Origin of the sequence: Pseudomonas sp. 10-1B (genome assembly GCF_000935045.1) — a bacterium.
GTDB lineage: Bacteria > Pseudomonadota > Gammaproteobacteria > Pseudomonadales > Pseudomonadaceae > Aquipseudomonas.
Map to the genome: position 1 here is coordinate 28,204 of NZ_JYKS01000014.1, position 14,964 is coordinate 43,167.

The 14,964-nt window shown below is 63.0% G+C and carries 11 protein-coding genes; all 11 read left to right on the forward strand.

Annotated features, from left to right (window positions below; all coding sequences use genetic code 11):
* The first annotated feature begins 42 nt into the window (after window positions 1-42).
* The 11 genes from rseP (at window position 43) to tilS (ending at window position 14,713) form a co-directional block, all read left to right on the forward strand.
* Complete coding sequence (gene rseP / locus TZ03_RS09895) at window positions 43-1,395, forward strand: RIP metalloprotease RseP (protein WP_051097473.1); 1,353 nt, start codon at window positions 43-45, stop codon at window positions 1,393-1,395.
* A gap of 74 nt (window positions 1,396-1,469) precedes the next feature.
* The gene (gene bamA, locus TZ03_RS09900; protein WP_051097419.1) at window positions 1,470-3,830 is read left to right on the forward strand and encodes an outer membrane protein assembly factor BamA; all 2,361 of its coding nucleotides are present in this window, start codon (window positions 1,470-1,472) and stop codon (window positions 3,828-3,830) included.
* Between the two features lie 44 nt (window positions 3,831-3,874).
* Window positions 3,875-4,378, forward strand: coding sequence for an OmpH family outer membrane protein (locus tag TZ03_RS09905; protein WP_051097420.1), 504 nt, complete (start codon window positions 3,875-3,877; stop codon window positions 4,376-4,378).
* A 1-nt stretch (window position 4,379) separates the two neighbouring features.
* Window positions 4,380-5,435 carry a UDP-3-O-(3-hydroxymyristoyl)glucosamine N-acyltransferase gene (lpxD, locus tag TZ03_RS09910; protein ID WP_051097421.1) on the forward strand — a complete coding sequence of 352 codons (1,056 nt, stop codon included), beginning with the start codon at window positions 4,380-4,382 and terminating at the stop codon, window positions 5,433-5,435.
* 114 nt (window positions 5,436-5,549) lie between these two features.
* Window positions 5,550-5,990, forward strand: a complete 441-nt coding sequence (fabZ, locus tag TZ03_RS09915; protein ID WP_051097422.1) for a 3-hydroxyacyl-ACP dehydratase FabZ — start codon at window positions 5,550-5,552, stop codon at window positions 5,988-5,990.
* Window positions 5,987-6,763, forward strand: coding sequence for an acyl-ACP--UDP-N-acetylglucosamine O-acyltransferase (gene lpxA, locus TZ03_RS09920; RefSeq protein ID WP_051097423.1), 777 nt, complete (start codon window positions 5,987-5,989; stop codon window positions 6,761-6,763). The genes fabZ and lpxA overlap by 4 nt, the downstream gene beginning before the upstream one ends.
* Before the next feature lies 1 nt (window position 6,764).
* On the forward strand, window positions 6,765-7,892 hold the full coding sequence (gene lpxB, locus TZ03_RS09925) for a lipid-A-disaccharide synthase (RefSeq protein ID WP_051097424.1): 1,128 nt from the start codon (window positions 6,765-6,767) through the stop codon (window positions 7,890-7,892).
* A 1-nt stretch (window position 7,893) separates the two neighbouring features.
* Entirely contained in the window at window positions 7,894-8,517 is a 624-nt protein-coding gene (rnhB, locus tag TZ03_RS09930; RefSeq protein WP_051097425.1) for a ribonuclease HII, read from the forward strand.
* A gap of 181 nt (window positions 8,518-8,698) precedes the next feature.
* Window positions 8,699-12,223, forward strand: a complete 3,525-nt coding sequence (gene dnaE / locus TZ03_RS09935; protein WP_051097426.1) for a DNA polymerase III subunit alpha — start codon at window positions 8,699-8,701, stop codon at window positions 12,221-12,223.
* A 106-nt stretch (window positions 12,224-12,329) separates the two neighbouring features.
* Entirely contained in the window at window positions 12,330-13,277 is a 948-nt protein-coding gene (locus TZ03_RS09940; protein WP_051097427.1) for an acetyl-CoA carboxylase carboxyltransferase subunit alpha, read from the forward strand.
* A gap of 152 nt (window positions 13,278-13,429) precedes the next feature.
* A complete protein-coding gene (gene tilS / locus TZ03_RS09945) occupies window positions 13,430-14,713 on the forward strand; it encodes a tRNA lysidine(34) synthetase TilS (RefSeq protein WP_051097428.1) in 1,284 nt (427 codons plus the stop codon).
* The last annotated feature ends 251 nt before the right edge of the window (window positions 14,714-14,964 follow it).

Here is a 14,964-nt window from a genome sequence, read left to right on the forward strand (position 1 = left end):
GGGCGTGAACGCCGGCCCGCTGAACATCATTCGGAGATGGACATGACTGCGCTCTACATGATTATCGGCACCCTCGTGGCCTTGGGTGTGCTGGTCACTTTCCATGAGTTCGGCCACTTCTGGGTGGCACGTCGCTGCGGCGTCAAGGTGCTGCGTTTCTCGGTGGGCTTCGGCACGCCGCTGCTGCGCTGGCACGACCGCCAGGGTACCGAGTTCGTGGTCGCGGCGATCCCGCTGGGTGGCTACGTCAAGATGCTCGACGAGCGCGAGGGAGACGTACCGCCAGCGCTGGCCGGCCAGTCGTTCAACCGCAAGTCGGTGCGCCAGCGTATCGCTATCGTCGCGGCCGGCCCGGTCGCCAACTTCCTGCTGGCCATACTGTTCTTCTGGGTGCTGGCCATGCTCGGTACCCAGCAGATCCGACCGGTGATCGGTGCGGTCGATGCTGGCAGCCTGGCAGCATCGGCCGGCTTGACCGCAGGTCAGGAAATCGTCTCCATCGATGGCAAGCCGACCAGCGGTTGGTCAGCGGTCAACCTGCAGCTGGTTCGTCGCCTGGGCGAAAGCGGCACCTTGCAGGTTGGTGTGCGGGATGAGGGCGCCAGCGCCGAGCGCCAGTTGTCGTTGAAGCTGGACAGCTGGCTCAAGGGCGCCGATGAGCCGGACCCGATTCAGTCCCTGGGGCTGCACCCCTGGCGCCCGGCGATCGTGCCGGTGTTGGCCGAGATCGATCCGAAAGGGCCGGCTGCCGCTGCAGGCCTGAAGAGCGGTGACAAGCTGCTGGCCCTCGATGGCGTGGCTGTGACCGAATGGCAGCAGGTGGTCGATGCCGTACGTGCCCGTCCACAAGCCCAGGTAGTGGTGCGTGTAGAGCGCGACGGGGCTGCCCTGGAGCTGCCGGTCACCCTGGCCCGCAAGGGCGAGGGCAAGGCTGCCGGCGGCTATCTCGGCGCGGGGGTGAAGGGTGGCGAATGGCCTGCCAACATGCTGCGTGAAGTCAGCTACGGCCCGCTGGATGCGGTGGGCGAGGGCTTGTCGCGCACCTGGAACATGAGTGTCCTGACCCTTGAATCGCTGAAGAAAATGCTGTTCGGGGAGCTCTCGGTAAAAAACTTGAGCGGACCGATAACCATTGCTAAAGTGGCGGGCGCTTCAGCCCAGTCCGGCGTGGGGGATTTCCTGAATTTCCTGGCCTACCTGAGCATAAGCCTGGGGGTTCTTAACCTGCTGCCCATCCCGGTACTGGATGGGGGGCATTTGCTGTTTTACCTGGTCGAGTGGGCGCGCGGTCGTCCGCTGTCGGATCGGGTGCAAGGTTGGGGGGTCCAGATCGGTATCAGTTTGGTCATAGGGGTGATGTTGCTCGCCCTGATCAACGATCTGGGTCGACTATAAAAGCTTCGCTCAATTGCGAACCTGCCGTTTTCTCGCGGCGGGTTGTTTATTGCCAGTTGGAATAAAAGGACTTCATGAAACGTCTGCTGCTAACTGCGGTCATGTCCGCACTGATGATCGCTGAAGTTCACGCCGAGTCCTTCACCATCTCCGATATCCGCGTCAATGGCCTGCAGCGGGTTTCCGCCGGCAGTGTCTTCGGTGCCCTGCCGCTGAACGTCGGCGACCAGGCCGATGACCGCCGCCTGGTGGAATCGACCCGCTCCCTGTTCAAGACCGGCTTCTTCCAGGACATCCAGCTGAACCGCGATGGCAATGTCCTGATCATCAACGTGGTCGAGCGCCCGTCGGTATCGAGCATCGAGATCGAAGGCAACAAGGCGATCAGCACCGAAGACCTGATGAAGGGCCTGAAACAGTCGGGCCTGGCCGAAGGCGAGATCTTCCAGCGTGCCACCCTCGAAGGCGTGCGTAACGAGCTGCAACGCCAGTACGTGGCCCAGGGCCGCTATTCGGCCGAGGTCGACGCCGAAGTGGTGCCGCAGCCGCGCAACCGTGTGGCCTTGAAGATCAAGATCAACGAAGGCACCGTCGCCGCCATCCAGCACATCAACGTCGTCGGCAACAACGTGTTCGACGACGAGACCCTGTCGCAGCTGTTCGAGCTGAAGACCACCAACTGGCTGTCGTTCTTCAAGAACGACGACAAGTACGCCCGTGAGAAACTCTCCGGTGACCTGGAGCGCCTGCGTTCCTACTACCTGGACCGCGGCTACATCAACATGGACATCGCCTCTACCCAGGTGTCCATCACCCCGGACAAGAAGCACGTCTACATCACCGTCAACATCAACGAGGGCGAGAAGTACACCGTCCGCGACGTGAAGCTGTCCGGTGACCTGAAGGTGCCGGAAGACCAGGTCAAGTCGCTGCTGCTGGTGCAGCCGGGCCAGGTGTTTTCGCGCAAGGTGATGACCACCACCTCCGACCTGATCACCCGCCGCCTGGGTAACGAAGGCTACACCTTCGCCAACGTCAACGGCGTGCCGCAGCCGAACGACCAGGACCACACGGTCGACATCATGTTCGTGGTCGACCCGGGCAAGCGTGCCTACGTCAACCGTATCAACTACCGCGGCAACACCAAGACCGAAGACGAAGTGCTGCGTCGCGAGATGCGCCAGATGGAAGGCGGCTGGGCCTCGACCTACCTGATCGACCAGTCCAAGACCCGCCTGGAACGTTTGGGCTTCTTCAAGGAGGTCAACGTCGAGACCCCGGCGGTGCCAGGCACCGACGACCAGGTCGACGTCAACTACAGCGTCGAGGAGCAAGCCTCCGGCTCGATCACCGCCAGCGTCGGTTTCGCCCAGAGCGCCGGCCTGATCCTCGGTGGCTCGATCAGCCAGAGCAACTTCCTCGGTACCGGTAACAAGGTCTCCATCGGCCTGACCCGTTCGGAATACCAGACCCGCTACAACTTCGGCTTCGTCGACCCCTACTTCACTGCCGACGGCGTGAGCCTGGGTTACAACGCCTTCTACCGCAGCACTGACTACGATGACCTTGACGTCGACGTGGCCAGCTATGCGGTGGACAGCCTCGGTGCCGGTGTCAGCCTCGGCTACCCAATCAGCGAAACTTCGCGCCTGACCTACGGCTTGAGCGTGCAGCAGGACAAACTCAAGACTGGCCGCTACACCGTGGACGAGATCTTCGATTTCGTTGAGAAGGAAGGCGATAACTTCCTGAACTTCAAGGCTTCTATCGGCTGGTCCGAGTCCACCCTGAACAAGGGCGTGCTGGCAACCCGTGGTCACTCCCAGAGCCTGACCCTGGAAACCACCATCCCGGGCAGCGACCTGTCGTTCTACAAGCTCGACTACCGTGGTCAGCTGTTCAAGCCAATCACCAGCGACTACACCCTGCGCCTGCACACCGAGCTGGGCTATGGTGATGGATTCGGTGGTACTTCGGGCCTGCCGTTCTACGAGAACTACTATGCCGGTGGCTTCAACTCCGTGCGTGGCTTCAAGGACAGCAGCCTGGGCCCACGCAGTACGCCTAGCCGTGGTGCGAGTGTGACCGGCAACGCCGGTACCGTTGCCGACCCGGATCAGGACCCGTTGCCGTTCGGTGGTAACGTGCTGGTGCAAGGTGGCGTCGAGCTGCTGTTCCCGCTGCCGTTCGTCAAGGACCAGCGTTCGCTGCGGACCTCGGTATTCTGGGATGTGGGTAACGTGTTCGACACCAACTGCGGCAGCAAGCCTGATTGCGCGAAGGTTGGTTTTTCGGACATGGCCAGCTCCGTTGGCCTGGGTGTGACCTGGATTACCGCACTGGGCCCGCTGAGCTTCAGCCTGGCGATGCCGGTCAAGAAGCCGGACGACGCCGATACCCAGGTGTTCCAATTCTCTCTGGGCCAGACCTTCTAAGGTCGGCCCCTGCTTAACGACAACGGTTTATCCAGGAGTGCATCGTGCGTAAGTTGACCCAACTGGCCGTAGTGGCCGCGGCGCTGGTCGCCACCCCGGCTTTCGCCGAAATGAAGGTTGCCGTCCTGAACTATCAGATGGCCCTGCTCGAATCGGATGCCGCCAAAAGATACGCAGTGGATGCCGAGAAGAAGTTCGGCCCGCAACTGACCAAGCTCAAGAGCCTGGAAAGCAGCGCCAAGGGTATCCAGGACCGCCTGATCAAGGGTGGCGACAAGATGCAGCAGCAGGAGCGTGAGCGCCTGGAGCTCGAGTTCAAGCAAAAGGCCCGTGACTTCCAGTTCCAGTCCAAGGAGCTGAACGAAGCCAAGGCCGTTGCCGACCGCGACATGCTCAAGCAGCTCAAGCCGAAGCTGGATGGCGCTGTCGAAGAAGTGATCAAGAAGGGTGGTTACGACCTGGTCCTCGAGCGTGGCGCGGTCATCGATGTCAAACCTCAGTACGACATCACCCGCCAGGTCATCGAGCGCATGAACCAAGCCCGTTGATATGACCGTGACCATGACGCTAGGCCAGCTGGCCGAGGCCCTCGGGGCTACCCTCAAGGGGCCCGAGGCGCTGCAGATTACCGGGCTGGCCACCTTGCAGGAGGCTGGCCCTGGTCAATTGAGCTTCCTCGCCAACCCGCAGTACCGCAAATTCCTGGATAACAGCCAGGCGGCCGCGGTGCTGCTGAAGGCGGCGGATGCCGAAGGCTTTGCTGGCAATGCACTGATCGTCGCCGATCCGTACCTGGCCTACGCGCGCATTTCCCACCTGTTCGACCCCAAACCCAAGGCTGTGGCGGGCATTCATCCCAGCGCCGTGGTGGCTGAGGACGCGCAGGTGGATGCCAGTGCCAGCATCGGGCCGTTCGCGGTCATCGAAAGCGGCGCGCGCATCGCAGCGAATGTCACCGTGGGTGCACACTGCGTGGTCGGCGCTCGTTGCGTGATCGGTGAAGGCGGTTGGCTGGCCCCGCGGGTCACCCTGTACCATGACGTGACCATCGGCAAGCGCGTGGTCATCCAGTCGGGTGCCGTGATCGGCGGCGAAGGCTTCGGCTTTGCCAACGAGAAGGGCGTGTGGCGCAAGATCGCCCAGATCGGTGGCGTGACCATCGGCGATGACGTGGAAATCGGCGTCAACACCGCGGTCGACCGGGGTGCGCTGTCGGACACGCGGATCGCTGACGGGGTCAAGCTCGACAACCAGATCCAGATCGCCCATAACGTGCAGATCGGTGAGCACACGGCCATGGCTGCCTGCGTCGGGATTTCCGGCAGCACGCGCATCGGCAAGCATTGCACCATCGCTGGCGGTGTCGGCATGGTGGGTCATATCGATGTCTGTGATAACGTTTTCGTGTCCGGGATGACCATGGTGACCCGTTCGATCACCGAAGCGGGTGCCTATTCTTCCGGCACAGCCATGCAGCCACTGGCTGAATGGCGCAAGAGCGCCGCGCGTATCCGCCACCTGGACGACATGGCCAAGCGTCTCCAGCAGCTGGAAAAACGCGTCGATACCGTGACCTCAGGTGGCCTGCCGACATCAGAAGGCTGATACCATTCCCTGAGCAAGAGTGAACAGTCGCTAGCTGGCTCCTCTTTGGATTGCAAAAGGAGCGTGTGGTCAGCACCTGCGCTCCCTATTCTTATTACAGGCTTCCCCCCCGAAATGATGGACATCAACGAGATTCGCGAATACCTGCCTCACCGTTACCCGTTCCTGTTGGTGGACCGCGTGACGGATCTGGACTTCGAGGCCCAGAGCATTCGTGCCTACAAGAATGTCAGCATCAACGAGCCGTTCTTCAATGGCCATTTCCCGGCGCACCCGATCATGCCGGGCGTCCTGATCATCGAGGCCATGGCCCAGGCGGCCGGCATCCTCGGTTTCAAGATGCTCGACGCCAAGCCGGCCGATGGCACCCTGTACTACTTCGTCGGTTCCGACAAGCTGCGTTTCCGTCAGCCAGTACTGCCGGGTGACCAGCTTGTACTGGAGGCCAGGTTCCTCAGCCGCAAGAGCATGATCTGGAAATTCGAGTGCCGTGCGCTGGTCGACGGCAAGCCGGTTTGCTCGGCAGAGATCACCTGCGCGGAACGCTCCCTATGAATTCGATTGATCCTCGGGCCATTATCGATCCATCGGCCAAGCTGGCCGATGGCGTCGAGGTCGGCCCTTGGTCGATCGTTGGCCCCGATGTGGAAATCGGGGAGGGCACCGTCATCGGCCCGCATGTTGTGCTCAAAGGGCCGACCCGCATCGGCAAGCACAACCGTATCTTTCAGTTTTCCTCGATCGGCGAAGACACCCCGGACCTCAAGTACAAGGGTGAGCCGACGCGCCTGGTGATCGGCGACCACAATGTGTTCCGCGAAGGGGTGACCATTCACCGTGGCACCGTGCAGGACCGCGCGGAAACCACCGTGGGCGACCACAACCTGATCATGGCCTATGCCCACATCGGCCACGACAGCGTCATCGGCAACCACTGCATCCTGGTCAACAACACGGCCCTCGCCGGGCATGTGCATGTGGGGGACTGGGCGATCCTGTCCGGCTACACCCTGGTGCACCAGTATTGCCATATCGGTGCCCACGCGTTTTCCGGCATGGGCACGGCGATCGGCAAGGACGTCCCGGCCTTCGTCACCGTGTTCGGCAGCCCGGCCGAAGCCCGCAGCATGAACTTCGAGGGCATGCGCCGCCGGGGTTTCAGCGACGAGGTGATCCACGTGCTGCGTCGTTGCTACAAGATTGTCTATCGCCAGGGCCTGACCGTCGAAGATGCGCTCAGGGAGCTGGACGAACCGGCCGCGAAGTATCCTGAGGTCGACTTGTTCCGTCAGTCGATCGTGAACTCCGCCCGCGGCATCACCCGCTGACATGGCCCGGCTTTGCGTAGCCTTGGTCGCAGGTGAGGCCAGCGGCGACATTCTCGGTTCGGGTTTGATGCGTGCCCTCAAGGTGCGCCACCCCGATGTACGTTTCATCGGCGTTGGCGGCCCCTTGATGGAGGCCGAAGGCCTGCAATCCTATTTCCCCATGGAACGCCTGGCCGTCATGGGCCTGGTCGAAGTGCTGGGGCGCCTGCGCGAGCTGCTCAAGCGCCGCAAGCTGCTGATCCAGACCCTGATCGCCGAAAAGCCCGATGTGTTCATCGGCATCGACGCCCCGGACTTCACCCTCAATATCGAACTGAAGTTGCGCCAGGCCGGGATCAAGACCGTGCATTACGTCAGCCCGTCGGTCTGGGCCTGGCGGCAGAAGCGCGTGCTGAAGATTCGCCAAGGCTGCGACCTGATGCTGACGCTGCTGCCGTTCGAGGCGCGGTTCTACGAGGAGCAGGGCGTGCCGGTGCGCTTTGTCGGCCACCCGTTGGCCGACACCATCCCGCTCGAAGCCGATCGCCCGGCGGCGCGTGCCGCGCTGGGCCTGGGCGAGGGGCCGGTGGTGGCACTGATGCCGGGCAGCCGGGGTGGTGAAGTAGGGCGCCTGGGGGCGTTGTTCCTCGATGCGGCCGAGCGCTTGCGTGAGCAGGTGCCGGGCGTGCGTTTCGTGTTGCCCTGCGCCAACGCCGCTCGGCGCGCCCAGGTCGAGCAGATGCTCGAAGGGCGGCAGTTGCCGCTGACCCTGCTCGATGGCCAGTCGCACCAGGCCCTGGCGGCTTGTGATGCAGTGCTGATCGCCTCGGGTACCGCCACCCTCGAAGCGCTGCTGTACAAGCGGCCAATGGTGGTGGCGTACCGCCTGGCGCCCTTGACCTACTGGATCCTCAAGCGCCTGGTGAAGAGCCCCTACGTGTCGTTGCCAAACCTGCTGGCCCAGCGCGAGCTGGTGCCCGAATTGCTGCAGGACCAGGCCACCAGCGAAGCCTTGGCCAATACCCTGGCGCCGCTGGTAGCCGATGGCAGCCAGCAAACCGAACGTTTCGACGAAATTCACCGCACCCTGCGCCGTGACGCCTCCAACCAGGCGGCCGAGGCGGTACTGGCCTTGCTCAAGGACCGCTGACATGCAAATTGGACTGGATTTCAACCTGGTCGAGGACCTGGTCGCCGGTGTCGACGAAGTCGGCCGTGGCCCGTTGTGCGGCGCTGTGGTGACGGCGGCGGTGATCCTCGACCCGGCGCGCCCGATCCTGGGTTTGAATGATTCGAAGAAGCTCACCGAAGCCAGGCGCGAGGCGCTGTTCGACGAGATCTGCGAAAAGGCCCTGAGCTTTTGCATCGCCCGCGCCGAGGTCGAGGAAATTGACCGCCTCAACATCCTGCACGCCACCATGTTGGCCATGCAGCGCGCGGTGGAAGGCCTGCACATTACCCCGAAGCTGGCCCTGATCGACGGCAACCGCTGCCCGAAGCTGGCCGTGCCGGCATCACCGGTGGTCAAGGGCGACAGCCAGGTGCCTGCCATTGCAGCTGCTTCGATCCTGGCCAAGGTCACTCGTGACCGGGAGATGAGCGCGTTCGAGCTGATCTATCCTGGGTATGGTATTGGCGGGCACAAGGGTTATCCGACGCCGGTACACCTTGAGGCCCTGGCGCGGCTTGGGCCAACGCCCATTCATCGGCGCTCCTTTGCCCCGGTGCGGGCGGCCTGGGAAGCGCGTGAAGGCATCACCGATTCCCTGATCTGAACTCGGATGCCGTACTGCGTTTCCTGTGGGAGCGGCTTTACCCGCGAACACCGGCGCAGCCGGTGCCAGCCACCGCGTCGCCTGGTTCGCGGGTAAACCCGCTCCTACAAGCAGCCCCGAAATCCCCCTCATTTAAGCTACAATCCCGCCCTTGTCGTTCAGCACAGCTACAGGATCTTCCATGTCGGTTCCCTTCGTTCACCTGCGCGTCCACTCCGAATTCTCGCTGGTCGACGGCCTGGTGCGGATCAAGCCGCTGGCCAAGGCGCTGGCGGGGATGAACATGCCGGCGGTGGCGATCACCGACCAGAGCAACATGTGCTCGCTGGTCAAGTTCTACAAGACCGCCATGGGCGCCGGCATCAAGCCGATCTGCGGCGCCGACCTGTGGCTGGCCGGTGCCGACCCGGAAGCGCCGCTGTCGCGCATCTGCTTCCTGGCCATGAACCCCCAGGGTTACCGCAACCTCACCGAGCTGATCTCGCGCGGCTGGACCGACGGCCAGCGCAACGGTCTGGTCATCCTCCAGCGTGAATGGATCGCCCCCGCCAGCGAGGGCCTGATTGCCTTGTCCGCAGGCAAGGAGGGCGACATCGGCATGGCCTTGCTGGCCGGCAGGAACGACGAAGCACAGGCCCTGTTGCAAGACTGGATGGGCATGTTCCCCGAGCGTTTCTACGTCGAAGTGCAGCGTACCAACCGCGCCCGCGACGAAGAATACGTGCACGCTGCAGTGGCCCTGGCCGACAGCCTTGGCGCGCCGTTGGTGGCCACCAACGACGTGCGTTTCATCAAGCAGACCGATTTCGACGCCCACGAAACCCGTGTTTGCATCGGCGAGGGCTGGACCCTCGACGACCCACGCCGCCCGCGTGGCTACAGCGACCAGCAGTACCTGAAGTCGGCCGAGGAAATGGCCGAGCTGTTCAGTGACCTGCCCGATGCCATTGCCAACACCGTCGAAATCGCCAAGCGCTGCAACATCCAGGTACAGCTGGGCAAGTACTTCCTGCCCGACTTCCCCACGCCCAACGGCATGGGCATCGACGATTACCTGCGCCATGTGTCCCACGAAGGCTTGGAAGAGCGCCTGGCGGTACTGTGGCCGAAAGAGACCACGCCCAATTACGAAGAGAAGCGCCAGGTTTACCTGGACCGCTTGAAGTTCGAGCTGGATATCATCATCCAGATGGGCTTCCCCGGTTACTTCCTGATCGTTATGGACTTCATCAAGTGGGCCAAGAACAACGACGTGCCGGTCGGACCGGGCCGTGGTTCGGGTGCCGGTTCGCTGGTGGCCTACGTACTGAAGATCACCGACCTCGACCCGCTGGCCTACGACCTGCTGTTCGAGCGCTTCCTCAACCCTGAACGTATTTCCATGCCCGACTTCGACGTCGACTTCTGCATGGACGGCCGTGACCGGGTGATCGACTACGTGGCCGAAGCCTATGGTCGCAACGCGGTCAGCCAGATCATCACCTTCGGTACCATGGCCGCCAAGGCGGTGGTGCGTGACGTGGCGCGGGTGCAGGGCAAGTCCTACGGCCTGGCCGACCGCCTGTCGAAGATGATCCCGTTCGAAGTGGGCATGACCCTGGAGAAGGCCTACGAGCAGGAAGAGATCCTGCGCGACTTCCTCAAGGGCGACGAAGACGCCCGCGAGATCTGGGACATGGCCCTGAAGCTCGAAGGCGTCACCCGGGGTACCGGCAAGCACGCCGGTGGCGTGGTGATCGCGCCGACCAAGCTCACCGACTTCTCGCCGATCGCCTGTGACGAAGAGGGCGGCGGCCTGGTAACCCAGTTCGACAAGGATGACGTCGAGGCCGCGGGCCTGGTGAAGTTCGACTTCCTCGGCCTGCGGACCCTGACCATCATCAAGTGGGCGATGGAGATCATCAATCGCGAGCAGGCCAAGAAGAACCTGCCCGACGTCAACATCGACTTCATCCCGCTGGACGACCGCAAGACCTACGAGCTGCTGCAGAAGGCCGAAACCACGGCGGTGTTCCAGCTTGAATCGCGAGGCATGAAGGAGCTGATCAAAAAGCTCAAGCCCGACTGCCTGGAAGACCTCATCGCACTGGTAGCGCTGTTCCGCCCCGGCCCGCTGCAGTCGGGCATGGTGGACGACTTCATCAACCGCAAGCACGGCCGTGCCGAGCTGGCCTACCCACACTCCGACTACCAGTACGAAGGCCTCAAGCCGGTACTGGCACCGACCTACGGCATCATCCTGTACCAGGAACAGGTGATGCAGATTGCCCAGGTCATGGCTGGCTATACCCTCGGCGGCGCAGACATGCTGCGCCGGGCGATGGGTAAGAAAAAGCCCGAGGAAATGGCCAAGCAGCGTGGTGGTTTCATCGAAGGTTGCGTCGCCAACAATATCGATGCCGATCTGGCGGGTAACATCTTCGACCTGGTAGAGAAGTTCGCCGGCTATGGCTTCAACAAATCCCACTCCGCCGCCTATGGCCTGGTGTCCTACCAGACCGCCTGGTTGAAAACCCATCACCCGGCGCCGTTCATGGCGGCGGTGCTGTCGGCGGATATGCACAACACCGACAAGGTGGTGGTGCTGGTCGAGGAAGTGCGCAGCATGAAGCTGCGCCTCGACGCGCCGGACGTGAACTTCTCCGACTTCAAGTTCACCGTCAATAATGACGGCCGTATCGTCTACGGCCTGGGCGCCATCAAGGGCGTCGGCGAAGGCCCGGTGGAAGCGATCGTCGAGGCCCGCGCCCAGGGTGGTCCCTTCAAGGACCTGTTCGATTTCTGTGAACGCATCGACCTCAAGCGGGTCAACAAACGCACCCTCGATGCGCTGATCCGCAGCGGCGCGCTGGACCGCCTGGGCCCGCACTTCCATGACGAGATCAAGGCCTATCACGCCAACATCGACCTCAACCGTGCCACCTTGCTATCGGCACTGGGTGAGGCCGTCAAGGCTGCCGAGCAGGCCGCGCATACCGCTGACAGTGGTCATGTCGACCTGTTCGGTGGCATGTTCGACTCGGTAGATGTCGACGTGTACGCCAACCACCGCAAGGTACGCGAACTGACCCTCAAGGAGCGGCTGAAGGGCGAGAAGGACACCCTCGGCCTGTACCTCACCGGGCACCCGATCGACGAGTACGAGACCGAGATACGCCGTTTTGCCCGCCAGCGCATCATCGACCTCAAGCCGTCGCGCGAAACCCAGACCATCGCCGGCATGATCATTGCCCTGCGGGTGATGAAGAACAAGAAGGGCGACAAGATGGGCTTTGTCACCCTGGATGACCGCTCCGGGCGCATCGAGGCATCGCTGTTCGCTGATGCCTACATCGCGGCACAGTCCTTGCTGCAGAACGATGCCATGGTGGTGGTCGAGGGCGAGGTCAGCAACGACGACTTCTCCGGTGGCCTGCGCCTGCGGGTGAAGCAGGTGATGACCATGGAGGACGCGCGCACCAAGCTGGCCGAAAGCCTGCGCCTGAAGGTGGCGCACGAAGCGCTCAAGGGCGACCGGCTGAAGTGGCTGGGCGAGTTGATCACCCGTCATCGTGGCGCTTGCCCGATCACCCTGGAGTACACCGGCAGCGACGCCAAGGCGATGCTGCAGTTCGGCGAGCAATGGGCGATTGACCCGGCCGATGGGCTGATTCAGGCGCTGCGTGACCAGTTCGGGCGTGAGAACGTCTTCCTGCAATATCGTTGAACCGACAAAAATTTAATCTCGACCTGAATGCGCCTGATCCCTTAAGGTAGGGCGCCAAACGGATCAACCGGCCGGCCGCCTGGCCGTAGACCCAAGACGGATGACTATGAACCCGAATTTTCTCGATTTCGAACAGCCGATTGCCGACCTGCAAGCCAAGATCGAAGGCCTGCGCCTGGTAGGCAACGACAACTCGCTGAACATCAGCGATGAAATTGCCCGTCTGCAAGACAAGAGCAGCACCCTGACCGAAAGCATCTTCGGCAACCTGACCAGCTGGCAGATCGCCCGTCTGGCCCGTCACCCACGTCGTCCCTACACCCTGGACTACCTGGAGCACATCTTCACCGAGTTCGAAGAACTGCACGGCGACCGCCACTTCGCCGACGACGCCGCCATCGTCGGCGGTACCGCGCGCCTGGACGGCAAACCGGTCATGGTCATCGGCCACCAGAAGGGCCGCGAAGTGCGCGAGAAGGTACGCCGCAACTTCGGCATGCCACGCCCGGAAGGCTACCGCAAGGCCTGCCGCCTGATGGAAATGGCCGAGCGCTTCAAGATGCCGATCCTGACCTTCATCGACACCCCGGGCGCCTACCCGGGCATCGACGCCGAAGAGCGTAACCAGAGCGAAGCCATCGCCTGGAACCTGCGCGTGATGGCGCGCCTGAAGACCCCGATCATCGCCACCGTGATTGGCGAGGGCGGTTCCGGCGGTGCACTGGCCATTGGCGTGTGCGACCAACTGAATATGCTGCAGTACTCCACCTACTCGGTGATCTCGCCGGAAGGTTGCGCCTCGATCCTGTGGAAGACTGCCGACAAGGCGGCTGATGCGGCCGAGGCCATGGGCATCACCGCCGAGCGCCTGAAGAGCCTGAACATCGTCGACAAGGTCATCCAGGAGCCGCTGGGCGGCGCCCACCGTGACCCGGCGAAAATGTCCGAAAGCATCCGTGCCGACCTGGTGCAGCAGCTGGACATGCTCGGCAAGTTCGACAACGACGCACTGCTGGCCCGTCGTTACGAGCGGCTGATGAGCTACGGTCTCTGATTTTGATTTGCCCGGGGGGCCGCTTTGCGGCCCATTCGCCGGCAAGCCAGCTCCCACATTGTCCGCGTTGACGCTGATCCTTGTGGGAGCCTGGCTTGCCGGCGAAAGGGGTGCACAGCACCCCCGGCGATCTCAAGCCATGTGAGGCCTTCATGATCAACCTCACCCCCTGGCTCAACGCCCCCAACTGGTACATCGCCTTCTCCGGCGGCCTCGACTCCACCGTCCTCCTGCACCTGTTGGCCGAACACGCCCGCAAGCATGCTTCGCCCCCACTGCGCGCCATTCACATCCACCACGGCCTGCAACCCGCCGCCGACGCCTGGCCCGCCCACTGCCAAGCCATCTGCGACAACCTCGGCATCGAACTCCAGGTCATCCACGTCCAGGTCTCTTCGGGTGCCAGTCTCGAACAGGCCGCCCGCGATGCCCGCTATACCGCCTTCAAGAATGCTCTCGGCCCAGGCGACATCCTGTTCACCGGCCAGCACCGCGACGACCAGGCCGAGACCCTGCTCTTTCGCCTGTTGCGCGGCGCCGGCCTGCGTGGCCTGGCGGCGATGCCGGGGCAGCGGGCGCTAGGGCTGGGCTGCCTGGTCAGGCCGTTGCTGGGGTGCTCCCGGCAGCAGTTGCAGGACTATGCCAAGGCCCACGAGCTGGTCTGGATCGAAGACCCGTCAAACGCCGATACGCACTTCGCCCGCAACTACTTGCGCGGCGAAGTGTTCCCGCAGTTACAGCAACGTTGGCCGCAGGCCAGCCAGAATCTCGCCCGCGCCGCCGAGCACCTGGGCGAGGCGCTGGGCTTGCTGGACGAACTGGCCCGGGAAGATTTGGCGCTTGCGGGGGAGGGGGCGCCCATTGCCTGGCCGGGGCTGGACTCCCTCGACCTGGCTGTCCTGATGGCGCTGTCGCCAGCCCGTCAGCGCAATGCCTTGCAATACTGGCTGAGCCAACGTACCCGCTTGCCCGATACCCGGCATTGGGCCGGCTGGATGGACTTGCGCGATGCCGCCGGCGATGCCCAACCGGTCTGGCGGCTTGCCGATGGGCAACTGCTGCGTAGCCATGGGCGCATCTGGTGGCTGAGCGGCGATTGGCTGCAGCAGCCCGCTGGCCGGCTGGCCTGGCCCGATCCTGCCGTGCCTTTGCTGTTGCCGGCTAACGGCAGTGTGCGTCTTGTTGGCGCAGCAGCGCTGGATGGGCTGCACATTGCCTACCGCCAGGGCGGCGAAAGGCTGGAAGTCCCTGGCCGTGGTCGGCGTGACCTCAAGCGCCTGCTCAACGAGCAGCAGGTGCCGTATTTCCTGCGCTCGCGCCTGCCGTTGCTGTACCACGGCGAGCACCTGCTGGCAGTGGCCAACTTGCCCGGGCTGGAGAGGGCGGATTGCCAGTTGCACTGGCAGTTGCCGACGAACGCGCAAGGTTTGAGCTGAAGGGTACATTCGGGTAGACTACCCTCCCTTCTTGATACAGCTTCTGTGGGTTCCGCGAAAACACAGGAGTTGCCGATTACCAAGCAGTTTTTTGCTGGGCTGATTCTGAAAATGACGAGCGAGCTCCATGCCGGGGATACCCCTGGTCTGTACAGACGCGACAGTTTTTCGAGATGCACTGTGATTGACGCAGGTGATCGGGGGCTTCGGCCTTCCTTCGCTTTCTCCGGCGGCGCTGGCCGCCTTAACGC